Annotated in this window: 27 protein-coding genes; 14 read left to right on the top strand and 13 right to left on the bottom strand. The window is 72.9% G+C overall.

The window, feature by feature from the left end:
• Window positions 1–60 precede the first annotated feature (60 nt).
• Genes dtd through O7634_RS17435 form a run of 3 tightly spaced genes read right to left on the bottom strand, consistent with a single transcriptional unit; the run spans window position 61 to window position 2197 of the window.
• Entirely contained in the window at window positions 61–483 is a 423-nt protein-coding gene (gene dtd, locus O7634_RS17425; RefSeq protein WP_278151174.1) for a D-aminoacyl-tRNA deacylase, read from the bottom strand.
• Window positions 483–716 carry a hypothetical protein gene (locus tag O7634_RS17430; RefSeq protein WP_278151175.1) on the bottom strand — a complete coding sequence of 78 codons (234 nt, stop codon included), beginning with the start codon at window positions 714–716 and terminating at the stop codon, window positions 483–485. Before O7634_RS17430 ends, dtd begins: the two co-directional genes overlap by 1 nt.
• Entirely contained in the window at window positions 713–2197 is a 1485-nt protein-coding gene (locus O7634_RS17435; RefSeq protein ID WP_278151176.1) for a methyltransferase, read from the bottom strand. Before O7634_RS17435 ends, O7634_RS17430 begins: the two co-directional genes overlap by 4 nt.
• A gap of 94 nt (window positions 2198–2291) precedes the next feature.
• On the opposite strand from O7634_RS17435, the gene O7634_RS17440 reads away from it, so the two are divergent.
• On the top strand, window positions 2292–2876 hold the full coding sequence (locus O7634_RS17440) for an HhH-GPD-type base excision DNA repair protein (protein ID WP_278151177.1): 585 nt from the start codon (window positions 2292–2294) through the stop codon (window positions 2874–2876).
• Window positions 2877–2879: 3 nt separating this feature from the next.
• On the opposite strand, the gene O7634_RS17445 is transcribed toward O7634_RS17440, so the two are convergent.
• Together O7634_RS17445 and O7634_RS17450 are read right to left on the bottom strand one after the other, a co-directional pair.
• Window positions 2880–3191: a hypothetical protein gene (locus O7634_RS17445; RefSeq protein ID WP_278153995.1), complete on the bottom strand. Its 312-nt coding sequence runs from the start codon at window positions 3189–3191 to the stop codon at window positions 2880–2882.
• A gap of 13 nt (window positions 3192–3204) precedes the next feature.
• Entirely contained in the window at window positions 3205–3492 is a 288-nt protein-coding gene (locus O7634_RS17450) for a hypothetical protein (RefSeq protein WP_074318059.1), read from the bottom strand.
• A gap of 107 nt (window positions 3493–3599) precedes the next feature.
• On the opposite strand from O7634_RS17450, the gene O7634_RS17455 reads away from it, so the two are divergent.
• Window positions 3600–3956, top strand: coding sequence for a DUF3099 domain-containing protein (locus O7634_RS17455; RefSeq protein ID WP_278151178.1), 357 nt, complete (start codon window positions 3600–3602; stop codon window positions 3954–3956).
• Window positions 3957–4006: 50 nt separating this feature from the next.
• Here O7634_RS17455 and O7634_RS17460 read toward each other — a convergent pair whose 3' ends face one another.
• Together O7634_RS17460 and O7634_RS17465 are read right to left on the bottom strand one after the other, a co-directional pair.
• Window positions 4007–4906, bottom strand: coding sequence for a PfkB family carbohydrate kinase (locus tag O7634_RS17460; protein ID WP_278151179.1), 900 nt, complete (start codon window positions 4904–4906; stop codon window positions 4007–4009).
• Entirely contained in the window at window positions 4903–5838 is a 936-nt protein-coding gene (locus O7634_RS17465; RefSeq protein ID WP_278151180.1) for a pseudouridine-5'-phosphate glycosidase, read from the bottom strand. Before O7634_RS17465 ends, O7634_RS17460 begins: the two co-directional genes overlap by 4 nt.
• A gap of 88 nt (window positions 5839–5926) precedes the next feature.
• On the opposite strand from O7634_RS17465, the gene O7634_RS17470 reads away from it, so the two are divergent.
• The 3 genes from O7634_RS17470 to O7634_RS17480 all read left to right on the top strand — a co-directional run bounded on the left by O7634_RS17470 (window position 5927) and on the right by O7634_RS17480 (window position 8742).
• On the top strand, window positions 5927–6145 hold the full coding sequence (locus tag O7634_RS17470; RefSeq protein ID WP_278151181.1) for a DUF3039 domain-containing protein: 219 nt from the start codon (window positions 5927–5929) through the stop codon (window positions 6143–6145).
• A 40-nt stretch (window positions 6146–6185) separates the two neighbouring features.
• Window positions 6186–6830, top strand: coding sequence for a TRIC cation channel family protein (locus tag O7634_RS17475; protein WP_278151182.1), 645 nt, complete (start codon window positions 6186–6188; stop codon window positions 6828–6830).
• Between the two features lie 178 nt (window positions 6831–7008).
• Entirely contained in the window at window positions 7009–8742 is a 1734-nt protein-coding gene (locus O7634_RS17480; protein WP_278151183.1) for a DEAD/DEAH box helicase, read from the top strand.
• Between the two features lie 754 nt (window positions 8743–9496).
• On the opposite strand, the gene O7634_RS17485 is transcribed toward O7634_RS17480, so the two are convergent.
• Both O7634_RS17485 and O7634_RS17490 read right to left on the bottom strand, forming a co-directional pair.
• Window positions 9497–9730 carry a hypothetical protein gene (locus O7634_RS17485; protein ID WP_278151184.1) on the bottom strand — a complete coding sequence of 78 codons (234 nt, stop codon included), beginning with the start codon at window positions 9728–9730 and terminating at the stop codon, window positions 9497–9499.
• Window positions 9731–9975: 245 nt separating this feature from the next.
• A complete protein-coding gene (locus O7634_RS17490) occupies window positions 9976–11580 on the bottom strand; it encodes an RNA polymerase sigma factor (protein WP_278151185.1) in 1605 nt (534 codons plus the stop codon).
• A gap of 537 nt (window positions 11581–12117) precedes the next feature.
• Between O7634_RS17490 and O7634_RS17495 the strand changes: the two genes are divergently transcribed.
• The gene (locus O7634_RS17495; protein WP_278151186.1) at window positions 12118–12936 is read left to right on the top strand and encodes an inositol monophosphatase family protein; all 819 of its coding nucleotides are present in this window, start codon (window positions 12118–12120) and stop codon (window positions 12934–12936) included.
• A 61-nt stretch (window positions 12937–12997) separates the two neighbouring features.
• Here O7634_RS17495 and O7634_RS17500 read toward each other — a convergent pair whose 3' ends face one another.
• Window positions 12998–13516 carry a LytR C-terminal domain-containing protein gene (locus O7634_RS17500; RefSeq protein WP_278153996.1) on the bottom strand — a complete coding sequence of 173 codons (519 nt, stop codon included), beginning with the start codon at window positions 13514–13516 and terminating at the stop codon, window positions 12998–13000.
• A gap of 433 nt (window positions 13517–13949) precedes the next feature.
• Between O7634_RS17500 and O7634_RS17505 the strand changes: the two genes are divergently transcribed.
• On the top strand, window positions 13950–14246 hold the full coding sequence (locus O7634_RS17505; RefSeq protein WP_007075406.1) for a DUF4193 domain-containing protein: 297 nt from the start codon (window positions 13950–13952) through the stop codon (window positions 14244–14246).
• A 116-nt stretch (window positions 14247–14362) separates the two neighbouring features.
• Entirely contained in the window at window positions 14363–15190 is an 828-nt protein-coding gene (locus O7634_RS17510; protein WP_278151187.1) for a hypothetical protein, read from the top strand.
• An 18-nt stretch (window positions 15191–15208) separates the two neighbouring features.
• Here O7634_RS17510 and O7634_RS17515 read toward each other — a convergent pair whose 3' ends face one another.
• The gene (locus tag O7634_RS17515; RefSeq protein WP_278153997.1) at window positions 15209–15736 is read right to left on the bottom strand and encodes a DUF3093 domain-containing protein; all 528 of its coding nucleotides are present in this window, start codon (window positions 15734–15736) and stop codon (window positions 15209–15211) included.
• Between the two features lie 90 nt (window positions 15737–15826).
• Between O7634_RS17515 and dut the strand changes: the two genes are divergently transcribed.
• The 4 genes from dut to O7634_RS17535 all read left to right on the top strand — a co-directional run bounded on the left by dut (window position 15827) and on the right by O7634_RS17535 (window position 18236).
• Entirely contained in the window at window positions 15827–16363 is a 537-nt protein-coding gene (gene dut / locus O7634_RS17520) for a dUTP diphosphatase (protein ID WP_278151188.1), read from the top strand.
• A 25-nt stretch (window positions 16364–16388) separates the two neighbouring features.
• The gene (locus O7634_RS17525) at window positions 16389–17039 is read left to right on the top strand and encodes a DUF3710 domain-containing protein (RefSeq protein ID WP_278151189.1); all 651 of its coding nucleotides are present in this window, start codon (window positions 16389–16391) and stop codon (window positions 17037–17039) included.
• 107 nt (window positions 17040–17146) lie between these two features.
• The gene (locus O7634_RS17530) at window positions 17147–17527 is read left to right on the top strand and encodes an OB-fold nucleic acid binding domain-containing protein (protein WP_278151190.1); all 381 of its coding nucleotides are present in this window, start codon (window positions 17147–17149) and stop codon (window positions 17525–17527) included.
• A gap of 25 nt (window positions 17528–17552) precedes the next feature.
• Window positions 17553–18236 carry a DUF3159 domain-containing protein gene (locus O7634_RS17535; protein WP_278151191.1) on the top strand — a complete coding sequence of 228 codons (684 nt, stop codon included), beginning with the start codon at window positions 17553–17555 and terminating at the stop codon, window positions 18234–18236.
• A gap of 27 nt (window positions 18237–18263) precedes the next feature.
• On the opposite strand, the gene O7634_RS17540 is transcribed toward O7634_RS17535, so the two are convergent.
• Together O7634_RS17540 and O7634_RS17545 are read right to left on the bottom strand one after the other, a co-directional pair.
• Window positions 18264–18953 (bottom strand): TrkA family potassium uptake protein, encoded by a 690-nt coding sequence (locus tag O7634_RS17540; RefSeq protein WP_278151192.1) that lies wholly within the window; start codon window positions 18951–18953, stop codon window positions 18264–18266.
• 3 nt (window positions 18954–18956) lie between these two features.
• On the bottom strand, window positions 18957–19622 hold the full coding sequence (locus tag O7634_RS17545; protein ID WP_278151193.1) for a TrkA family potassium uptake protein: 666 nt from the start codon (window positions 19620–19622) through the stop codon (window positions 18957–18959).
• 164 nt (window positions 19623–19786) lie between these two features.
• Here O7634_RS17545 and O7634_RS17550 point away from each other — a divergent pair, with 164 nt between their 5' ends.
• Window positions 19787–21844, top strand: a complete 2058-nt coding sequence (locus O7634_RS17550; protein WP_278151194.1) for an APC family permease — start codon at window positions 19787–19789, stop codon at window positions 21842–21844.
• On the top strand, window positions 21837–23216 hold the full coding sequence (locus O7634_RS17555) for a TRAM domain-containing protein (protein ID WP_278151195.1): 1380 nt from the start codon (window positions 21837–21839) through the stop codon (window positions 23214–23216). Before O7634_RS17550 ends, O7634_RS17555 begins: the two co-directional genes overlap by 8 nt.
• Window positions 23217–23375: the final 159 nt, after the last annotated feature.

Genomic DNA, 23375 nt, shown 5'->3' on the forward strand with positions numbered 1-23375 from the left:
GCGGGCGGGGCGGGGCAGGGGCAGGGGCGGGTAGGGGTGGGGCGGGTGGGGTTGGGGGTGTTAGAGGTCTAGGAGGAGGGTTTGGGGGCCGATGTTGACGCTTTCCACGTGCATGTGGGTGCGGAAGCGGCCGGTTTCGACAGTCGCCCCGCGTTGCCGGAGCGCGTCGACGACCGCCGTCACCAGTGGCTCGGCCACCTCGGCGGGGGCGGCGGCGAGCCAGCTGGGGCGGCGGCCCTTGCGGGCGTCGCCGTAGAGCGTGAACTGGCTGACCACCAGGATCGGCGCGCCGGTGTCGGCGGCGGACCGTTCGTTGTCCAGGATGCGCAGCTCGTGCACCTTGCGGGCCATCGTCTGCGCGGTCGTCGTCGTGTCCGTGTGGGTCACTCCGAGCAGTACCAGCAGGCCGTTCTCGATCGCGCCGACCACTTCGCCGTCCACTGCCACGCTGGCCCGCCCGACGGTCTGCACCACGGCACGCATCAGGTCAACACCGTCCCGCCAACCACGGCACCGGCAGCGACCGCCACGGCACCGGAAGCGACCGCCTCACCAACCGCGGCACCGGCAGCGACCGCCCCGGTACCGTCAACCGCCGCGCCGCCCGCGACCGCCCCGGTACCGTCAACCGCCGCGCCGCCCGCGACCGCCCCGGTACCGTCAACCGCCGCGCCGCCCGCGACCGCCGGAGCGTCGCCCGGGGCCACCCGGGTCACGGGGCCACCCGCTCGATGAAGCCGCGTTCCACCAGGTGCGCCACGATCGGGCCGGCGGCCTCGGCCATCTCGTCCGGTTCGACGTCGTGCGCGGCCGCCAGCAGGGCGATCTGGTCGCGTAGCGGCAACCGGCCGTCCGCGCCGCCGACAAGGGCGAGCACCAGCGGGTCGATCTCCTCGGTCCAGCGCAGCCCCTGCGGCATGGCGAGGACCTGCCGGTCCACCGCCCACCCCTCGTCGCCCATGGTCGCCTCCTGCCGCAGCTGCAGGCCCTCGGCGGCCCGGTAGCGCTCGGCGAGCAACTGTTCGGTGTCGCGTACCCGGAGGAAGTCCTGGCGGTCGAACCAGGCGGCGATCTGGTCGCCCAGCGGTGGACGTACCCGTTGCCGCAGGTCCTCCACCCGGACCACCGGATCGGCGTGCCCGCTGCGCCGCAGCGACACGATGCCGAAGCCGATCCCCTCCACCTTGTGCGCGTCGAACCAGTCGAGCCAGGCGGCCATCCGCTGCGGGTCGGCGCGCTCGCCGACGTCGGTGAGCCACAGGTCGACGTACGCCATCGGGTCGGCCACCTCACGCTGGATCACCCAGGCGTCCAGGCCGGTGCCGGCGAACCAGCCGGCGACCCGCTCGTCCCACTCCTCGCCGGCGACGTGCACCCAGTTCGCGAGGTACTGCATGGTGCCACCCTCGGTGAGCAGGTTCGGGGCGGCCGCCGCCAGTTCGGCGCCGATCGCGTCACCGACCCGACCCGAGTCGCGGTAGACGTGCGTGGTGGTGCCGGGCCCGACCACGAACGGTGGGTTGCTCACCACCAGGTCGAAGCGTCGACCGGCCACCGGCGCGACCAGGTCACCGTGCAGCAACTCCCAGTCCTGGCCGTTGAGCGCAGCGGTGGTCGCGGCGAAGCGCAGCGCACGCTCCGAGAGGTCGGTGGCGGTCACCGAGGCGGCGTGGGTGGCCAGGTGCAGGGCTTGGACACCGGAGCCGGTGCCGAGGTCCAGCGCGGTGTCGACCGGCCGTCGCATGGTCGCGCCGATCAGGGTCTGGGTGGCGCCACCGATACCGAGGACGTGCTCGGCGTGCAGCGGGCGCCCCGGCCGTGCGCTGGCCGGCACGTCGGCGAGCACCCACCAGTCGTCGCCGTACGGCTCCAGGTCGACACCGGCGCGTAGCCCGTCGCCGTGCCGCTCGACGAGTCCACCGGACAGCGCCTCCTCGAGGCTCAGCGGTGCCAGCGCGGCGGCCACTGCCGCCTCCGACTCGGTCTGGTCACAGATGAACACCCGGATCAGGGTGGCGAGCGGGTCACGCTCCTCGGTGGCGCGCAGCGCGGCCCGGTAGTCGTTGCGGGCCACCGCGCCGGTGGCCTGCGCGCCGAGCCGCCCGGCGATGCCGTTGCTGGTGAACCCGGCCCGGGTCAGCGCCGTCCGGAGCGCGTCGACGCCGGCGGGGGAGAGCAGCATGTCGTGTTCGTCCACCCGGACATCCTGCCTCCTGCGCCGTCCCGCGTCGGTGCCACCCGCCGGTAACCTCGGGGCGTCGCTGCCCGCTCAGGCGGCGGGGACAGGCAGGATGGTCCGTATGACGCTTGTGCTGCCCATCGACCCGGAAGCCAACAAGCTGCTGGAACGCAGTCCGCTGGCCCTGCTCCTCGGCATGGTCCTCGACCAGCAGGTGCCGATGGAGAAGGCGTTCTCGTCGCCGTACGTGCTGAGTCGGCGGCTCGGCCACGAACTGGACGCGGCGGAGTTGGCCGGGTACGACCCCGAGGCGCTCGTCGCGCTGTTCGCCCAACCGCCCGCGCTGCACCGGTTCCCGAAGGCGATGGCGGCGCGGGTGCAGGAGGTCTGCCAGGTGCTGGTGGAGCGCTACGACGGCGACGCGGCGCTGCTCTGGTCCGACGTCGCGGACGGGTCGGAGTTGCTGCGCCGGGTGTCCGCGCTGCCCGGTTTCGGGAGGCAGAAGGCGCAGATCTTCGTGGCCCTGCTCGGCAAGCGGTTCGGGGTGACCCCGCAGGACTGGCGGCAGGCGGCCGGAGACTACGGCGACCCGGGCGCGCGCCGGTCGGTGGCCGACGTCACCGACGCCGACTCGCTGCGTCAGGTGCGGGAGTACAAGCAGCAGATGAAGGCGGCGGCCAAGGCCGAGAAGGGCTGACGTTCAGGCGGCGGTGGGGTGGGCCAGCGAGGCCAGCGCCCGACGCACGTCGGCGAGCGAGACGGTGGCGGAGTCGTCCAGGTCGGCGAGGCCGGCCTCGATCCACTGGCGCATCAGCGTGGTGACGCCGATGCCCCGGGCGTCGGCGGCGGCCCGGACCCGCTCGTACGTCTCCAGGGGCAGCCGGACGGACCGGCTCACCATCGGCACGTCGGTGTCGGGGGTGGGTAGGTCCACCGCCGGGCTCTCGTCGATCAGGTCGGCGATCCGGTCGTCGCCGCCGTGGAACTGCTTGGTCGCGTCGTTTCGGTGCATCGTCACGGCCCCCCTATCGGCGAGATCTCCGCACGGCCTCGTCGTAGCGCTTGGACTCGACGTCGCTCAGCTCACGGGCGGAGAGGATGTCCCAGTCGTTGTCGGTGCCATCCGCCTCGGCGAGCAGCACCGCCAGTCGGCGGCCCCGACGGGCGGCGGCGTAGACCACCATCACGTCGTCGCCCAGATGGCGGATGACCCGTCGGGCGCTGTGCAGCGCCTCCCAGACTTCCCCGGGCGTGACGTCGTAGACCCTCAGGTTGGCCAACGCCTCGTCGGTGAAGCTGAACCTGCTGCCCACGACCGGGAGCGTACCACGCACGTAACACGGGATGGGATGGGTCGAAGTTCGCTGATCAAGGACCTGCGGTGACAGGATGAGTTGTCATCCCCTCGAGGAGGTCCGCGGTGAAGCGTCAGGCGTACCAGCCGATCCTGATCACCGATGCGTCGCGCAGCCAGGACGACCAGCTCACCAGCCGGCAGCGCCGGTACGCCCTGATGATGGGCATCCGGGTGCTCTGCGTGATCGCCGGCGCGATCCTGGTCGGCGCGAAGGCTCCGCTGCTCTGGCTCTGGCTGCCGCTGTGCGGCGTCGGCATGGTGCTCATTCCCTGGCTGGCCGTGCTGCTGGCCAACGACCGGCCGCCGAAGGAGGAGCACCGGCTGGCCAACCGGTTCCACCCGCGCCAGCGGGACGACACCCCGCCGATGAGCCTGACCGCCGAGGAGCGTCCGCACAAGATCATCGACGCCGAGCCCTGACCCGTCCGCGGGCCAGGGCTCGATCCGTCGCTGTGGTCGCCGGACGGCGACTACGGATGGGGCCGCGCTCCGACGGTGGAGACGGCCAGCGCGCCCAGATCGGTGGCGCGGCTGAGCGCAGCGGTCGGAGTGGCGCCGGCGAGCCAGGCGGTGAGCAGGCCCGCCGCGAACGCGTCCCCCGCCCCGGTGACGTCCGCCACCGCCACCCGGCGGGCCGGGGCCGCGCAGACGGCCGCCGTGCGGTCGACCCAGACCGCGCCGGCCGCGCCGCGCTTGACCACGACCCGCCGCGCCGTCGCCGACAACGCCCGCCCCTGCGCCGCCGGGTCGAGCCCGCCGGCCAGCACCGTGGCCTCGTCCGCGTTGACCAGGAGCAGGTCGATCTCGCGTACCCAACTCAGGAACGCCGCGGCGCCGACCCGCCGCAGCGGCGCCGCGGAGGCCGCGTCGACGCTCGTGGTGAGCCCGCGCTCGCGGGCGGCGGCCAACGCCCGCAGCCCCGCGCCGCGCGACTCCGGGTCCAGCAGGGTGTACGCGGACAGGTGCAGATGCCCGGCGTCGGGCACCCCGGCGAGGGCGCTGTCGACGTGCGCGGCGCTCAGTCGCAGGTTCGCGCCCCGCTGGCTGACCATGGTCCGCTCGTCGCCGTCGGCCAGCACGATGACGGTGCCGGTCGGGAGGCCCTCGACCCGGTCGACGGCGCAGTCGACGCCGGCCTGGCGCAACTCGGCCACCCGGACCCGCCCCGCGTCGTCGTCACCCACGGCGCCGACGAGCGTGACGTCGACCCGCTGCGCGGCGATCCACGCGGCGGTGTTGGCCGCCTGACCGCCGCCGCCGATACTGATTTCGGCGCCGGTGTCGGAGCCGGCCACCAGCGGCCCGGAGAGCACGGCGACCACGTCGGTGAGCACGTCCCCGACCACAACCACCCGGGCCGGTCGGGTCATGCGGGGGCGGTGGTGTTGCGGGCGGCGGCGGCGACCGCGATCCGCGCGGCCAGGTCGGCGTTGCGCAGGATGATCCGGACGTTCACCGCCAGGCTGGCTCCCTCGGTGGCCGAGTGGAAGTGCGCGAGCAGGTACGGGGTGACGGCCTTGCCGGTGATCCCGTCCCGCTCCAGCAGGGCCAGGCCGTCGGCGAGGGTGCGGTCGTGCAGCTCCGGGTCGAGCTGCTCGTCGACCGGCAGCGGGTTGGCGATGAGCACCCCACCGGTGTGTACGGCCTGCCCGTCGCGGGCGGCGAGCACGGCCGCCACCTGCTCCGGCGAGTCCACCGACCAGTCCAGGTCGAAGCCCGCGTCGGTGAGGTAGAAGCCGGGGAACCGACGGGTGCGGTAACCGATCACGGCGACCCCGAGGGTCTCCAGGCGCTCCAGCGTGGCGCCCACGTCGAGGATCGACTTGACCCCGGCGCAGACCACCGCGATCGGAGTCTGCGCGAGGGTGACCAGGTCGGCGGACTCGTCGAACGTGTGCGCGGCCTCCCGGTGCACCCCGCCCAGGCCGCCGGTGGCGAACACCCCGATGCCGGCGGCGGCGGCCACCGCGCTGGTCGCCGCCACGGTGGTCGCGCCGTCCGCGCCGGTCGCGGCCGCCACCGCCAGGTCACGGACCGAGAGCTTGCTCACGCCGTCGACGGTGGCCAGCCGGGTGAGCTGCGTGTCGTCCAAGCCGACCACCAGCTCGCCGCCGATCATGCCGATCGTCGCCGGAACGGCCCCGGCGGCGCGGACCGTCTCCTCGATCTCCCTGGCCACCCGCAGGTTCTCCGGCCGGGGCAGCCCGTGCGAGACGATGGTGCTCTCCAGGGCGACGACGGGTCGACCGGCACGCAGGGCTTCGGCGACCTCGGTGCCACAAGTGATGCGAAAGTCATTCACACGGGCACCGTACGGGGTCGCACCGCCGCTGGCCTCAAGTGGACCCGTCCGTGACGACCTGCCAAACTTGGCGGTTGGAGGTGCAGTCGTGAGCACAGAGGTTCTCGAGCGTCCGGAGCTGAAGGACGCCGACACCGGTCCCGAGATGTTCCATTACGTCCGTAAGGAGAAGATCGCCGAAAGTGCCGTCATGGGCACGTTCGTCGTCGCTCTGTGCGGCGAGACCTTCCCGGTCACCAAGGCGGCCAAGCCGGGTTCGCCGGTCTGCCCGAAGTGCAAGGAGATCTACGACTCGTACAGCGAGTAACAGTCGGCCGGAGTCGCGGCCGGCGACGTAGCCTGCGGCGGTGACCACCTCCACCGCGCTGCTCCTCGCCGACCTGACCGGGGTCGCGGTCTTCGCCGCCTCCGGCGCCTCGGCGGCGGTGGCCAAGCGGCTGGACCTGTTCGGTGTCGCGTTCGTCGGCTTCGTGGCCGCCCTCGGCGGTGGGATCATCCGGGACCTGGTCATCGACGAGGTCCCGCCACTGGCCTTCGCCGACTGGCGGTACGCGGCCACCGCCGCGATCACCGCGCTCGCCGTCTTCTGGCTGCACCCGCAACTGGCCCGCCTGCGTACGACGGTCCTCGTGCTGGACGCGGCCGGCCTGGCGCTGTTCACCGTCACCGGAACGCTCAAGGCGCTCGACGCCCGGGTGCCGGCGGTCGGTGCCTGCCTCATCGGCATGCTGACCGCCATCGGCGGCGGGCTCGGGCGGGATCTGCTCACCGCCGAGATCCCCGTCGTCCTGCGGCGCGAGATCTACGCGCTGGCCGCGCTGGCCGGCTCGGTCACCGTGGTGCTGCTGTACGTCACCGGGCAGGCCGCGCCCGCCCCACTGACCGTCGCCGCCCTGCTGGTCTTCGGGCTGCGTCTCCTCGCGCTGCGTCGACGCTGGTCGGCACCGGTGGCGACGCTGCGGCCACCACGTACCGGTGACCCGGAGTGGTGACGCCTTCCACTCCGGTGGTGGAGGCGACCAGCGTGGTGTCGCCTGGGCCCTCCGGCCCGCGCTGGTTATGCTGAGTCGGCCTTCGCGGCAGCTTCTGCGCGGAGGCGTTTTCATGGGCGGCGGATACTCGTGGCCCTCGCCCGGGGTCCGCCGTCGTGCGGTCGGAGAGGAGCTTCGCGTGGCAGCCCGGACGCCGGTGCTCGAGACGTTCCCTGCCCTACGTGCCTGGCAACGCAAGGCGCTGGTGGAGTACCTGCGCCGGCGTTCCGAGGACTTCACCGCCGTCGCCACCCCCGGCGCCGGCAAGACCACCTTCGCCCTGCGGATCGCGGCGGAACTGCTGGCCGACGGCACCGTCGAGGCGGTCACCGTGGTCGCGCCGACCGAGCACCTGAAGACCCAGTGGGCCGAGGCCGCCGCCCGGGTGGGCATCCAGCTCGACGCCGCGTTCCGCAACGCCGACGTGCACTCCGCCGCCGACTTCCACGGGGCGGTGATCACCTACGCGCAGGTCGGGATGGCCCCGCAGGTGCACCGGCGGCGCACGATGACCCGGCGCACCCTGGTCATCCTCGACGAGATCCACCACGCCGGCGACTCCCGTACCTGGGGCGACGGGGTGAAGGCCGCGTTCGAGCCCGCCGTACGCCGGCTGATGCTCACCGGTACGCCGTTCCGCTCCGACGACAACCCCATCCCGTTCGTCAGCTACGAGCGGGGCGGGGACGGGTTGCTGCGCTCCCGCGCCGACTCGGTGTACGGCTACTCCGACGCGCTGCGCGACGGCGTCGTCCGGCCGGTGCTCTTCCTGGCCTACTCCGGGGAGACCCGCTGGCGAACCAACGCGGGAGACGAGTTGGCGGCCCGACTGGGCGAGCCGATGACCCAGGACCTGGTGGCGCAGGCCTGGCGTACCGCCCTGGACCCGGCCGGCGACTGGATGCCGCAGGTGCTGCGGGCCGCCGACGCGCGGCTCACCGTGCTGCGCAACGCCGGCATGCCCGACGCCGGTGGCCTGATCATCGCCACCGATCAGCAGACCGCCCGCTCGTACGCCAAGCTGATCGAGCAGGTGACCGGCGAGAAGGCCGCCGTGGTGCTCTCCGACGACCTGGGGGCGTCCGCCCGGATCGCGACGTTCGCGGCGTCCGACCAGCGCTGGTTGGTGGCGGTGCGAATGGTGTCCGAGGGCGTCGACATCCCCCGACTGGCGGTCGGGGTCTACGCCACCAGCGCCAGCACCCCGCTCTACTTCGCCCAGGCGATCGGCCGGTTCGTCCGGGCCCGCCGGCCGGGCGAGACCGCGTCGGTCTTCCTGCCCAGCGTGCCGCACCTGCTCGGGCTGGCCAGCGAGATGGAGACCGAGCGCGACCACGTGCTCGGCAAGCCCAAGGAAGCCGACGGCTTCGACGACGACCTGCTGGAACGGGCGCAGCGCGACGACCAGGCCAGCGGGGAGCTGGAGAAGCGGTTCGCCGCGCTCTCCGCCACCGCCGAACTGGATCAGGTGATCTTCGACGGCGCGTCGTTCGGCACCGCGGCCCAGGCCGGCACCCCCGAGGAGGAGGAATACCTCGGCCTGCCCGGTCTGCTCACCGCCGACCAGGTCTCGCTGCTGCTGACCAAGCGGCAGGCCGCCCAACTCGCCGCCCAACGTCGTCGTACCGCCGAACGGGCCGCTGAGCCGGCCGCTGCGCCCACGGCAGCGCCGCCGGCACCAATGAGTGCCGCCCAGCGCCGCGTGGCGCTCAGACGCCAGCTCAACGCTCTGGTGGCCGCCCGGCACCACCGCACCGGCCAGCCGCACGGCAAGATCCATGCCGAGCTGCGCCGACTCTGCGGTGGCCCGCCGAGCGCCCAAGCCACCATCGAGCAGCTGGAGGAACGCATCGCCACCGTGCAGACCCTCTAGACCGCCCGAGCGGGCGCTGTCCGGTGACCTGATCGGCGGCTTCAGCCTGGCGGTTCTGGTCCGGCGGTTTTCGTCCGGTGTTGTTGGCTGTGCGCTGGTGGTCCCCATCCCGGCGTCGCCGGCCGCTGCGAACGGTTTGAGCCCGGCGGGGGGCTGCCCCGGCGGGCCCTGCGCTCGGGAACTCTGTCGCGTCGGCACCGCCTCCCGGTCCGTGCGGAGTCGGGCGCGCCGCTGCCCATCCCGGCCCTCGCGGTCTTCCGTGGTGTCCGCCCCTTGATCGCGCTCGATCCTGGATTGAGTGGTCTCAGCGTGTCGGCGAGGCCACTACATCGTGGTTCGAGCACGATCTTCGGCGCGGGGCGCGGGGCGCGGGGCGCGGGGCGCGGGGCGCGGGGCGCGGGGCGCGGGGCGCGGGGCGCGGGGCGCGGGGCGCGGGGCGCGGGGCGCGGGGCGCGGGGCGCGGGGCGCGGGGCGCGGGGCGCGGGGCGCGGGGCGCGGGGCGCGGGGCGCGGGGCGCGGGGCGCGGGGCGCGGGGCGCGGGGCGCGGTCCCGGCTCTGTCGATCATGAAGTTATTGCCCGCCCACTCGGCGTGTCGTGGTCACAACTTCATGATCGACCAGGCCGGCCCCGACGCGGCCCGGCCCGGACGCGGCCCGGCCGGGTCAGGCCGGACCAGGGCCGGGGTGGTAGCAAGAAGCCGGCCGGAGGCACCCTCGGGGTGCCTCCGGCCGGCTATGTCGGTTGGTTGCTGATCTAGTTCGCCATCAGATCGGCGCCACGCCAGCTGAAATCGGGATCAGTCGCGAACCGCTCGGTGATCTTCACGAGATCCTCCGCGTACTTGTTCGCGTGGTGTCCGCAGAACACCAGCTCGCTTCCACCCGCCAGAGTGATCCGGAGCTTCCCGGCAGCATTGCAGCGGTCGCACCGTTCATCGGCGGCTGGGGGCGCCACCGTCTCGGGCGGCGGCGTGAGGGTCGGGGTCATCGCCTTCCTCCTCTGGTCGTCACCGATGAACAATCTCTTCGGTCGTTGCTCACCTATCGTGCAACACCCTTACTAGGCACTGCCTTCCCTGTGTGCCCGCGGGGGACCGAGGTCACACCTGGAAGGGACAGTGTGCCGTGCACCCAGGGTGCCACGTCAACGATCACATTCGTGCATCCGGACGATCACCATCTGGTGTTGCACGCCAGGTGATCAAAACGACACGTTGGGTTGACGAAACCCGGTCAGTCCAGGTAATCCCGGAGAACCTGCGACCGGGACGGGTGACGCAGCTTGGACATCGTCTTGGACTCGATCTGCCGGATCCGTTCCCGGGTCACCCCGTAGACCTGGCCGATCTCGTCCAGCGTCCGTGGCTGGCCGTCGGTCAGGCCGAAGCGCAGGCGTACCACACCCGCCTCACGCTCGGAGAGCGTCTGCAGCACCTGCTGGAGCTGGTCCTGCAGGAGCGAGAACGACACCGCGTCGACGGCGACCACGGCCTCGGAGTCCTCGATGAAGTCGCCGAGCTGGCTGTCGCCCTCGTCACCGATGGTCTGGTCCAGTGAGATGGGCTCCCGAGCGTACTGCTGGATCTCCAGCACCTTCTCGGGTGTGATGTCCATCTCCTTGGCCAGCTCCTCCGGGGTGGGCTCGCGGCCCAGGTCCTGGAGCAGCTCGCGCTGGATGCGGCCGAGCTTGTTGATGACCTCGACCATGTGCACCGGGATGCGGATGGTGCGGGCCTGGTCGGCCATGGCGCGGGTGATGGCCTGCCGGATCCACCAGGTGGCGTACGTGGAGAACTTGTAGCCCTTGGTGTAGTCGAACTTCTCGACCGCGCGGATCAGGCCGAGGTTGCCCTCCTGGATCAGGTCGAGGAACGCCATGCCCCGGCCGGTGTAGCGCTTGGCCAGCGACACCACCAGCCGCAGGTTCGCCTCCAGGAGGTGGTTCTTGGCCCGCTCACCGTCCCGGGAGATCCAGCCCAGGTCACGGACCATCTCCCGGGCGAGCTTCTCCTCGCCCTCGTCGGCCGCCCGCAGCCGCTCGGCGGCGTAGAGCCCGGCCTCGATTCGCTTGGCCAGCTCCACCTCCTGCTCGGCGTTGAGCAGCGGAACCTTGCCGATCTGCTTCAGGTACGCCCGGACGGAGTCGGCGGAGGCGGTCAGCTCGGCGTCGCGGCGGGCCTGCTTGAGCGCCTCGGACTCCTCGTCGTCCCACTCGAAGTCGTTGTCGGTCGCCGAGGCGGCGGCGTCGGTCTCGGCGGCCTGGGCCAGCTCGGCCGGCTCCTCCACGACGACGTCCTCGATCGCGGCGGCCAGCTCCTCCGGGTCGATGTCGCCCTCGGCGCCCTCGCCCTTGGCCTTCGCGGCGGTCTTGGTCGGCTTCGCGCCAGCGGCGGCGGCCACCGTCGCCTTGGTGGCCCGGGTCGACTTGGTCGCCTTCGCCGGCGTGGCCGCCTCGGCGGGGCTGCCGGTGGCCTTGCGAGCGGCCACCTTGCGCGGTGCCGGAGTCGCCGGAGCGTCGTCCGCGGCGGGCGCCTGCTTCGGGGCCGGCGCGGCGGCCTTCTTGGTGGTCTTGGCGGTGGTGGCCCGGGATGCCGGCGTGGTCGAGCGGGCCGCGGCGACACGGCGGCGGGTGCTCGCCGAGCCGTCCACCACGACTGTCACTCCCGCCTCGGAGAGCGCCCGCAGGATCTTCTTGGCCTGGGCCGGAGTCACCTCGGCGGACTCGACGGTGCGCGCGAGCTGAGCCGACGTGAGCTGGCCACCGGCGCTCTGCGCGTGGGCGATCAGGGTGTCGGTGAGCGAGCGAACGTCGGCGCCGGGCTGGCGGGGTTCTGTCACGAATGACCTTCCGGAGGCGAAGAGCGGGCACGGCGGGTTCGTCCGGCGCAGCGAGGGTTACCGCGCCGGGCGGTGTGGTTGAGGGACCCTCGTGTCACGGTCCGGCCGGTGCTCGGCGGTCCGTGCCGCGTGGGCAGGGGTGAATTGTAACGCCGTCTGCGGCGATCATCCTGCTCCGCACCGCGTACCGCAGGTGGGGAGGGTCGGTGCGGCGGAGATGTGGACTTTGACGTAAGGATAACCGTGCTCACGATGGCGGGCGGCCCTCGCCGAGCACGGCGGCGGGCGGATCGCGACCGAACTGTTGTGTGAGCAGCCAAGACCGGGCCAGCCTTGCGGTGCCGCGGGCGCGGTTGGGCGGAGGCTGCCCGCCGGGCATGGACAGGGGCGCTATGCACTTAAGCGACAATACCAAGCGAAACGGTCATATTGCGTAGGCTCCGCGACCCGGCGCGTCCAGACGGATGAGGGCGTACTGGGCCGGGCCGGTAGTTTCACCCCGCCACGACACACCCGGAGTGCGGAAAGAGGCGAACCATGACCAACTCGGCACCCACGCCGCAGGAACTGCTCGCGATCGCGGTCGAGGTTGCCCGGGACGCGGCGGACACCGCGTACCGGATGCGCGTCGAGGGGGTCGAGGTGGCCGCGACCAAGAGCACCGTCACCGATGTGGTCACCGCCGCCGACCGGGCGGTCGAGCGCCAGATCCTCGACGCGCTCGCCGCGCGGCGGCCGGGCGACTCGGTGCTCGGCGAGGAGTACGGCGAGAAGGCCCCGGGGGAGGCCCGCAACGGCGTGCGCTGGATCATCGATCCCATCGACGGGACGGTCAACTACCTGTACGGGCTGCGTCACTCCGCTGTCTCGCTGGCGGTCGAGGTGGACGGGGTGGTGGTCGCCGGCGTCGTCCGCAACCTCTACACCGGCGAGGAATGGACCGCCACCGCCGGCGGCGGGGCCTGGCGCGACGGGGTCCGACTGCGCTGCTCCGGCGAGACCGACCTGGGTCAGGCGCTCGTCGGCACCGGCTTCGGTTACGACGCCGCCCGCCGTGCCCACCAGGCGAAGGTGGTCGCCGGGCTGATCGCCCACGTGCGGGACATCCGCCGGCTCGGCGCCGCCGCGATCGATCTGTGCCTGGTCGCGGAGGGGCGGCTCGACGCGTACTTCGAGAAGGGGCTCGCGGCGTGGGACCTGGCGGCGGGCGGGCTGGTGGCCGCCGAGGCGGGGGTCCGCGTCGCCGGCCTGGCCGGTCGTGCGCCGGGTCCCGACCTGGTCGTCGCGGCCCCACCCGCGCTCTTCGCGCCGCTGCACGACCGGCTGGCCGCGCTGGACGCCTCCGGCGGACCCTGACCCGTGCCGCGCCGCACGGCCTCGATCCGGGCCGGGTGCTCGACGGCCGGGCGCCGGGCCGTTACTTCTTCGCCGGCGGGGACGGGCAGGAGCCCTTGGGCGCCACCGGCGGGCCGGAGTCGCCGAGCGACTGGTTGACCTCGGTGGTGGTGGCGAGCTGCTGGAAGCCGTTGCCGAGCACCACGTCCACGGTGTCGTCGGCGCGCTTCGGGTCGTAGCCGGGCACGGCGTCGTTGAGGAAGTACGCCTGCAGCAGGTGCGCGGAGCCGACGCCCTTCGGGCCGAAGCGCAACACCGCGACGCCGTCGACCTGCTTCTTCTCGGTCGAGGTCTTCTTGACCTGGAACTGCCTGTTGCTGAACTCGTCGGCGACGGTGCGGGCGAGGCCCGGCTGGTCGGTGCCGTTGATCACGTTGATCTTGACGTCCTTGCGCTCGCGCAGCGTCAGGTCCGCCAGCGGCCACCCCTCCGGGCAACCGGCCGCGGTGCCCGCGTTGCCCTGGCTGTCGCGGACCACGGCCACGACGACGAAGACCAGGGCGATGATCGCCAGCAGGCCGACGACGACGAGCGCTCGCACGCGCGCAAAACTCATCAGGGCACTCCCGGGACCTCAGGTGGGTGGCGGCGGCCGGGAGCTGTCGCTCAGGCCGCCGGCCGTCGAATACGCCGCTGAGGTTAACGGTTGTCCGGCCGTCGCGTGGAAACAGTCCGACATGCCGGCGCGGCGACCGCGAAGGAGGTACTACTACCCCTATCTTCGTGTCGCCTGGATCACATTGGGAACAACTTCGCGTGCGGGGGCGTACATCTCAGCCGCAAGGGCGGTATACATGCCTCGCCCAAGGGGGGGTAAGGTTCCGCGCTCGCAGGGGAGTCGCCCCGGCGGGCTCGACCCGTTCGGTCCCCGGGTCGGGTGCCCGACACAAGTGGTGGCCGGCCAGCGGAACCGAAACAGCGTCGTCCGGCGTTACAACCGGAAGCGACAACATCGATATGGGAGAGTGAAACCGATGGCCACCGACTACGACGCCCCGCGTCGCGACGAGGTCGACCTCGGCGAGGACAGCCTGGAAGAGCTCAAGGCCCGGCGCGTCGACTCACAGTCGGGCGCGGTGGACGTCGACGAGGCCGAGGTGGCCGAGAGCTTCGAGCTGCCCGGCGCCGATCTGGCCGACGAGGAGCTCACGGTCAAGGTGCTTCCGATGCAGCAGGACGAGTTCCGGTGCGCCCGCTGCTTCCTGGTCCACCACCGTAGCCAGCTGGCAGTCGAGCGTAACGGCGAGTTGATCTGCCGCGAGTGCGTCTGACAACCACGACACCGGCGGCGGCCTCCGGAACGGGGCCGCCGCTACCGGTGTAGGCATGCGGCGGCGGTGGGTACCTGCTTGACTCGAAGCGGGTAGCCACAGCACCGGGAGGTCCGATGAGCGATCGAGGCGGCACCACCGACGGCGGCGCGGACGACCTCGGCGCCACCGACGGCGGCCCGGACGACCTCGGCGCCACCGTCGCGGCGCTGACCGCGGACGACATCCAGCCCGCCCGACGCCGCCAACTGTTGACCCGAATGGTCGGCCAGGCCCGCGCACGCGGCATCTCCGACCTGTTCAAGCCCCGTGCCGCCGTGCGCTGGATGGTCGACACGGTGGCCGAGGTCGCCCCGCACGTACCGGTGCGGGATCTGGACACGCTGCGCCGGCACTTCCCCGGTCTGGACGACGCCGCCCTGGCCGACCGGCTGGTCCGCAACGCGTCGCGGACCACCGCCGCCATCGGCGCGGCCGGAGGGGGCGTCGCCGCCGTCGAGTGGACGGTCGCCCCGACCCTGCTCTCGGCGCCCGTGCTGCTCGCCGCCGAGACGGTGGCGGTGGTGGCGGTGGAGTTGAAGCTGGTCGGCGAGCTGCACGAGCTCCACGGGGTGGCGCTACCCGGCTCCGGCAGCCAGCGGGCGGTCGCCCTGGTGCACTCCTGGGCCACGCAGCGCGGGGTCAACCCGATGGTGCCCGGCGTGGGGGTGGGAGCGGTGCTCGGCACCGCAGCCCGCAAGGAGCTGCGGGAGATGTTGCTGCGGCGGTTCGGTCGCAACCTCACCACCCTCGGGCCGTTCCTGACCGGCGCGGCGGTGGCCAGCTTCCTCAACCGCCGGGCCACCCAGCAGATGGCCGAGCAACTCCAGGTCGACCTGCGTCGGCGGGGCATCGCCCGACCCGCGCCCCCGCCGGCCCTGCCCGGGCCGCCGACCGGCACCTGAGCGGGTGTACACGGCTGGTCAGGCCGATCCACCCGGCGGCGGGCCGGAGACCGACTCGGCGTCCCGCGCGGCCAGCACCGCCTCGGCCAGCTCGACCGGGTGCCGCGTGCTCACCACCCAGAACGGGGTCGGGTCGGCGGGGTCGTCGAGGACGACCTGCACCGCGCCACTGATCCACGGCCGCTGCACCACGAAGGCGAGCGGGTCCGCGCCGACACCCAGCACCTCCCGGCGGCCGGCGGCGTCCAGCGGCACCACGTCGGCCACGAACCGCGCCGGCAGGCGGGCGTCGTCGACCCGCAGCTCCGAGTCGACCACCCCGACCCGGATCCGACCCAGCCACCACAGCCCGCCGGCGGTGAGAGGCAGCAGCACGGCGAAGGGCAGCCAGGCCCGGACCCCGGCGGCGCCCATCCAGATCTCGACGGCCAGCAGGGCGGCGGCCACCAGCCCGGCCAGCCACAGCCACCAGGGCAGATCCAGCCGCTCGGCGTACGACGCGCCGGTGGCGGCCGGCGGCTGACCGGCGGACGGGGACTGCGACATGCTCACTCCTGCGAGGGTACGGCGCACGGCGGCTCCCTGAACCGGCAGGATGGCAGGGTCACCCCGAGAACCCGACGAAAGAGGGGACAAGTGACCGACGTCGTACCCGTGCCCGTGCGGCTGCTCGATGCGGAGCTGCCGCTGCCCACGTACGCCCATCCCGGTGATGCCGGCGCGGACCTGGTGGCGGCCGCGGACGTGGAGCTGCCGCCCGGCGGCCGCGCCCTGGTGCCCACCGGCGTGGCCGTCGCGCTGCCGGAGGGGTACGTGGGCCTGGTCCATCCCCGCTCCGGTCTGGCGGCCAGGCTCGGCGTGACGGTGCTCAACGCGCCCGGTACGGTCGACGCCGGCTACCGGGGTGAGATCCTGGTCAACCTGATCAACCATGATCGGGACGCGCCGGCGAAGATCTCCCGCGGCGACCGGATCGCGCAGCTCGTGGTCCAGCGGGTCGCGCGGGCGCGGTTCGAGCCGGTGGTCGAGCTGCCCGAGTCCCGGCGCGGGACCGGCGGGCACGGGTCGACCGGCGGGCACGCCGGGCTGGTGCCGTCGCCGACGGGCCAGGACCGGGTCGAGAGGCGACCCGACGAGCCGGGCCGCGGGCAGACGGAAGAGATGGCAGGGTGAGTGTGAACAGCGGAGGGCGGGCGCAGTGATCTTCTCCCGAAAGCGGGCCGATGCCGGGCGGCAGACCCGCGACGAGCGGGCCGTCGAGGCTCCGGACCAGGGCGATGTGTCGCCGACGCTGGCGCGCGGCCCGTACGACGTCTCGGAGAGCTACGACGACCAGCAGCGGCTCGATCTGGGCAGCCTGCGCATTCCGGCCATCGCCGAGGTCGAGGTGCGGGTGCAGGCCGACCCGCAGGGCGTGATCCAGCAGGTCGTGCTGGTGCACGGGGACAACGCGCTCCAACTGGGCGTCTTCGCCGCCCCCCGGTCCGAGGGGATCTGGGACGAGGTGCGCGAGGAGATCCGGCAGTCGCTGCTGCGCGACGGGGCGAGCGCGCGGGAGGTGGACGGTGAGTACGGCGCGGAGCTACAGGCCCAGGTGCGTACCCCGGACGGGGTGACGAACCTGCGGTTCGTCGGCGTGGACGGGCCGCGCTGGATGGTGCGCGGCGTGTTCCAGGGCCCGGTGGCCACCGAGTCGGCGCTGTCCGGCCCGCTCGTGGAGTGCCTGGACGGCCTGGTCGTCGACCGCGGCCAGGACGCGAGGCCGGTCCGGGAGCCGCTGCCGCTGCGGCTGCCCCCGGAGATCGCCGACCAGGCGGGCGACGCCGCCGGCGAGCCGAGCCAGGCCTGAGCCACCCGCACCGACCCGCCGGAACCGGACTCGTCGGCGTACGCTGGCGGCACGGTCCCGGCGCCGCCAGGGCCGGGTCGGTGAGCGGAGAGGGTGACGCGGAGGTCATGACGACCGACGAGAGCAGGGTGTCGCTGCGGCGCCTCCTGCAACGGTTCACCGCCAGCGAGGCTGAGATCGACGCGCAGGAGCTGCGTCGGGAGAGCGCCGAGTGCGGCGGCATCCCGGCGCAGCAGTGTTCCCGGGGGCAGCTCGTCTCGGTCGCCGGTCGGCTGCGCACCGTGGTCTACACGCCGCGCACCAACCTGCCCACCCTCGAGGCCGACCTGTACGACGGCAGCGACGTGGTCACCCTGGTCTGGTTGGGGCGACGGCACATCGCGGGGATCGAGCCGGGCCGGCACCTGACCGCGCGCGGCCGGGTGGCGGTACGGGACGACCGCAAGGTCATCTACAACCCCTACTACGAGCTGGACTCGCCCAAGTGACGGCGGTGCGGACGGAAGGCCGGCGATGACGACGGGACAGCACCGGGCGGCCCAACCGGAGACCGACCCGCCGGAGGAGGAGCCGCTGCCGACGATCGCCGAGCAGATGGCCGACCAACTCGGCGGCTGGCGCGGCCTGGTCGAGTCCAGCATCCCGGTCGTCGTCTTCGTCTTCGCCAACATCATCGGTGAGCTGCGGCCGGCGGTGATCGCTTCGGTCGCCGTCGCGCTGCTGATCGCCGGGCTGCGGCTGGCCCAGCGCCGGCCGGTCCGGCACGCCGTCAACGGGCTGTTCGGTGTCGGTGTCGGCGCGGCCATCGCCTGGCGGACCGGTGACGAACGCGACTTCTACCTCCCCGGCATCCTCTACGGCATCGGGTACGGGGTCGCGCTGCTGATCTCGGCGGCCATCCGGCAGCCGCTCGTGGGCTGGATCTGGTCCGTGCTGGTCGCCAAGGGCCGTTCGGAGTGGCGCACCGACCCGAAGCTGGTGCGCACCTTCACCCAGCTGACCGTGCTCTGGGGCGTGGTCTGGCTGGCCAAGGTGGGCGTGCAGGCCGGTCTCTACCTCGCCCACCAGGACACCGCGCTGGGCGTGGCCCGGCTGGTGTTGGGCTACCCGCCGTACGCGCTGCTGTTGCTCATCACGGTCTGGACGGTGCGCCGGGCCACCCGCGAGGCGCCGCCGACCCCGCTGCCCAGCGTCTGAGGGAGCGCGGGCCGGTCGGTCGTCGGGTCAGCGGGAGCTACGCGTCCGTTCGACGCTGTCGGCACCGAGGATCACCGCGCGGACCTCGTCCTCGACCTCCGCGGTGCACACGAAGATCAGCTCGTCGCCCGCCTCGATCGGGTCGTCCGGGCTGGGCACCAGGACCCGCTTGCCGCGCAGGATCGCGACCAGCGCCGAGTCGCGGGGCAGCGGCACGGCGTGCAGCGGCTGACCGACGTACGGCGCGGTCGGCGGCAACGTGATCTCGACCAGGTTCGCCTCGCCCTGGCGGAACGTCATCAGGCGGACCAGGTCGCCGACGGTGACCGCCTCCTCGACCAGCGCGGCCATCACCCGTGGCTTGCTCACCGCGACGTCCACGCCCCACTGCTCGGTGAACAGCCACTCGTTCTCCGCCCGGTTGACCCGAGCGACCACGCGGGGTACCGCGAACTCGGTCTTGGCCAGCAGCGACAGCACCAGGTTGGTCTTGTCGTCGCCGGTCGCCGCGACCACCACGTCGCACCCGGCGACGTTGGCCTCCTCCAGGCTGGTCAGCTCACAGGCGTCGGCGAGCACCCACTCGGCGGCCGGCACCCGGTCCGGACGCAGCATCTTGGGTTGGCGCTCGATCAACATCACCTGGTGGCCGTTGTCGATCAACTCCTGGGCGATCGAGCGACCCACGTTGCCCGCGCCCGCGATGGCGACCCGCATGGCTCAGTGCCCTCCTTCCGGCGGCGTCGCCGCCACCGACGTGACAGACGCCGCGATGTCGTCGCTGACCAGCATGAACACCTGGTCGCCCTCCTGCACGACGGTAGATCCGGTGGGCAGCGTGCCGATGCCGAAGCGGATCAGGTAGGCCACCCGGGCCCCGGACGCCTCCTCCAACGCCCGCACCGGCCGGCCGATCCAGTCCTTGTGCACCGGCACCTCGATGATCGACACGGTGCTCGTGGGGTCGCGGAAGATCTCCACGTTGCCCTCCGGCACCAGGTGCCGCAGCATCCGGTCGGCCGTCCAGCGCACCGTCGCCACGGTGGGGATGCCCAGCCGCTCGTAGACCTGTGCCCGGCGCTGGTCGTAGATGCGGGCGGCGACCCGGGACACGCCGAACGTCTCGCGGGCCAGCCGGGCCGAGATGATGTTGGAGTTGTCGCCGCTGGACACCGCGGCGAAGGCGTCCGCCCGCTCGATGCCGGCCTGCCGGAGCACCTCGCCGTCGAAACCGGCGCCGGTGACGGTGATCCCGGCGAAGTCGGGGCCGAGCCGGCGGAAGGCGTCGGCGTCCTGGTCGATGACCGCGACCGAGTGCCCCCGGGACTCGAGGCTGTGGGCGAGGGTAGACCCGACCCGGCCACACCCCATGATCACGACGTGCACGCTGTCCCTCCCACAGTGCGTACCACTCCCGCTGCCGGTGACCTTCCGAGTGCGAGCCTGCCACGTCCCGATGGGCGGCGGGGACCGACCGTACCCCGTCGTGCCGGACCGCGGTGATCGCCCACCCCGGTGTTCCCATCGTGGTGGTCGTACCCTTGGCGTTCGTGGCCAGTCCCACCTCGCTGGTGAAGCGACTTCTCCTCGGTCGACCGTTCCGGTCCGACCGGCTGCAGCACACCCTCCTGCCGAAGCGCATCGCGCTGCCGGTGTTCGCCTCCGACGCGCTGTCCAGCGTCGCGTACGCGCCCGACGAGATCCTGCTGACCCTCTCCATCGCCGGGGCCTCGGCGTACGTGTTCTCCCCGTGGATCGCCATCGCGGTGGTCGTGGTGATGCTCACGGTGGTGGCGAGCTACCGGCAGAACGTGTACGCCTACCCCTCCGGCGGCGGCGACTACGAGGTGGCCACCGTCAACCTGGGCCCGAAGTTCGGCGTCGGGGTGGCCAGCGCGCTGCTGGTCGACTACGTGCTCACGGTGGCGGTGTCGGTCTCCTCCGGGGTCGCCAACCTCGGCTCGGTGGTGCCGTTCGTGGCCACCCACAAGGTCATGATCGCGGTGCTGGCGGTGGTGTTGTTGACCGCCGTCAACCTGCGCGGCCTGCGCGAGTCGGGCACCGCGTTCGCCATTCCCACCTACGGCTTCGTGATCGTGATGGGCGGGATGCTGCTCACCGGGCTGATCCGGGTCTTCGTGCTGGGCGACGAGCTGCGCGCGCCGAGCGCCGACCTGGTGATCCAGGCCGAGCACAGTGTGACCGGTTTCGCGCTGGTCTTCCTCCTGCTGCGGACGTTCAGCTCGGGCGCCGCCGCGCTCACCGGTGTGGAGGCGATCTCCAACGGCGTACCGGCGTTCAAGGCCCCGAAGAGCCGCAACGCCGCCACCACCCTGCTGCTGCTCGGCACGATCGCGGTGAGCCTGCTGGTCGGGATCATCTGGCTGGCCCGGCTGACCCACCTGCAGTTCGTCGAGGACCCGGCTCTGCAGATCGTCTCCGGCCCGGACGGGTACGTGCAGAAGACGGTCACCACCCAGCTCGGCGAGACGGTCTTCGGCTCCGGGTCGATCCTGCTCTACGTGGTGGCCGGGATGACCGCCCTGATCCTCTTCCTGGCCGCGAACACCGCGTTCAACGGCTTCCCGGTGCTCGGCTCGATCCTCGCCCAGGACCGCTACCTGCCCCGCCAGTTCCACACCCGGGGCGACCGGTTGGCGTTCTCCAACGGCATCACCTTCCTCGCCCTCTTCGCGATCGTGCTGATCGTCGGCTTCCAGGCCGAGGTGACGAAGCTGATCCAGCTCTACATCGTCGGGGTCTTCGTCTCGTTCACCGTCTCCCAGGCCGGCATGATCCGGCACTGGAACCGGCACCTGCGCACCGAGCGGGACCCGGAGAGACGCCGCCGGATGCAGCGGTCCCGGGCGATCAACACCTTCGGCGCGGGCCTGACCGGCACCGTGTTGGTGATCGTCCTGGTCACGAAGTTCCTTCTCGGCGCGTGGATCGCGATCGCCGCGATGGCGGTGATCTACGCGCTGATGCTCGCCATCCGCCGGCACTACGACCGGATCGCCGTCGAGCTCACCCCGCCGGTCGAGAGCCGGGCCGTGCTGCCCGCCCGCAACCACGCGATCGTGCTGGTCAGCAAGCTGCACCAGCCGACGTTGCGGGCCATCGCGTACGCCCGGGCCACCCGGCCGGACACGCTGACCGCGGTCACCGTCAACGTCGACGAGAACGACACCCGGGACCTCCAGGCCGACTGGGAGCGGCGGGAGATGGCCATCCCGCTCACCGTGATCGACTCGCCGTACCGGGAGATCACCCGGCCGATCCTCGACTTCGTCGCCTCCACCCGCCGTCAGTCGCCCCGGGACGTGGTCACCGTCTTCATTCCGGAGTACGTGGTCGGCCGCTGGTGGGAGAACCTGTTGCACAACCAGAGCGCGCTGCGCCTCAAGGGCCGGCTGCTCTTCGAACCGGGGGTGATGGTGGTCAGCGTGCCGTGGCAGCTCGCCTCGACGGCGAGCAAGAACCTGGACCGCCTGGACGCGGCGCTGTCCCGGACACCGGCGCGTGGACCCCGGCGTACCGCCGCGCCGGTGGCCCCCGCGGCGTCCGCCGAGACCGGCCCGGCGGGCCGGGGGAGCGACGATGACTGACCGGGGCGCGGAGCGCGGCACGGCAGCGGGCCCGGCGTCGGCGGCGTCGGCGGCTCCGTCGGCGGCGGCACGGTCGTCGGCGGCGGCGGCACGGTCGTCGGCGGCACGGTCGTCGGCGGCGGCTCCGTCGGCGGCGGCGTTCCCGGCCGGCCTGGCCGAGGCGGAGCGGGTCGAGCTGACCGTCGACGCCGTCGCTCCCGGCGGGCACTGCGTCGCCCGGGTGGACGGGCAGGTGGTCTTCGTCCGGCACGCGCTTCCCGGGGAACGGGTCATCGCCGAGGTCACCGAGGTGCACCGGGGGTTCGTCCGGGCCGACGCGGTGACCGTGCTGGACCCCTCGCCGGACCGGGTCGAGCCACAGTGCCCGTACGCGAAGCCGGGCGCCTGCGGGGGTTGCGACCTGCAACACGTCTCCCCGGCCGGGCAGCTGGCCTGGAAGACCGCCGTGGTGCGCGAGCAACTGACCCGCCTCGGCGGGCTCACCGAGGCCGAGCTGGACCGGCTCGGCGTCCGGGTCGAGGCGCTGCCCGGCGGGCTGCTGGGCTGGCGGTCCCGGGTGCGCTACGCGGTCGACGCCGCCGACCGCGCCGGCCTGCTCAAGCACCGCTCGCACGAGGTGGTGCCGATCGACCGGTGCCGGATCGCCCACCCGGCCATCCAGCAGTTGCCGGTGCTCACCTCCACCGGCGCGTCCTGGCCGGCCGCCGAGGCGGTGGAGACCGTCGCCAGCACCGGCGGGGACGTGACGGTCACCGAGGTCCGCGACGGGGCGTCCACCCCGGTCAGTGGTCCGACCGAGGTACGCGAGGTGGCCGCCGGACGGGACTGGACGCTGCCCGCGTCCGCGTTCTGGCAGGTGCACCCGGCCGCGGCGGACACCCTCGCGACGGCGGTGCTGGAACTGCTCGACCCACGACCGGGCGAGGTCGCCTGGGACCTCTACGGCGGCGCGGGGCTGTTCGCCGCCGGGTTGGCCGCCAGGGTCGGTCCGACCGGTCGGGTGACACTGGTCGAGGCTGCCGCCCAGGGCGTGGCTGCCGCCCGGTCGAACCTCGCCGACCTGCCCACCGTCGAGGTGGTGTCCGCCCGGGTGGAGACCGCGCTGGCCCGCCGCCGGATCACCGGCCCGGTCGACGTGGTGGTGCTCGACCCACCGCGCTCCGGCGCCGGGGCCCCGGTGGTCCGCGCGCTGGTCGCCGCCGGCCCGCGCGCCGTCGCGTACGTGGCCTGCGACCCGGCCGCCTTCGCCCGGGACGTCCGTACCTTCGCCGGCCTCGGTTGGCGGCTGGCGGCGCTGCGCGGATTCGACCTGTTTCCGATGACACAGCACGTCGAGCAGGTCGGTCTGCTGCTGCCGCCGGCCGGGCGCTGACCCGCCCGGTGCGTACCGCGCTGACCTGGCGCGTCACCGGGCGCCGGCCGTCGGTCGCCGGTGCCCGGCCGGAGGGTGGCCCGCGTCGACCGGCGGGCAGTCGGGGGATTCCGGGGCTCGGGCCAGGCTGCGGAGTATCGGATGGCCGATAGACTCTCC

Origin of the sequence: Micromonospora sp. WMMD1120 (assembly GCF_029626235.1) — a bacterium.
Taxonomy (GTDB): Bacteria; Actinomycetota; Actinomycetes; order Mycobacteriales; family Micromonosporaceae; genus Micromonospora.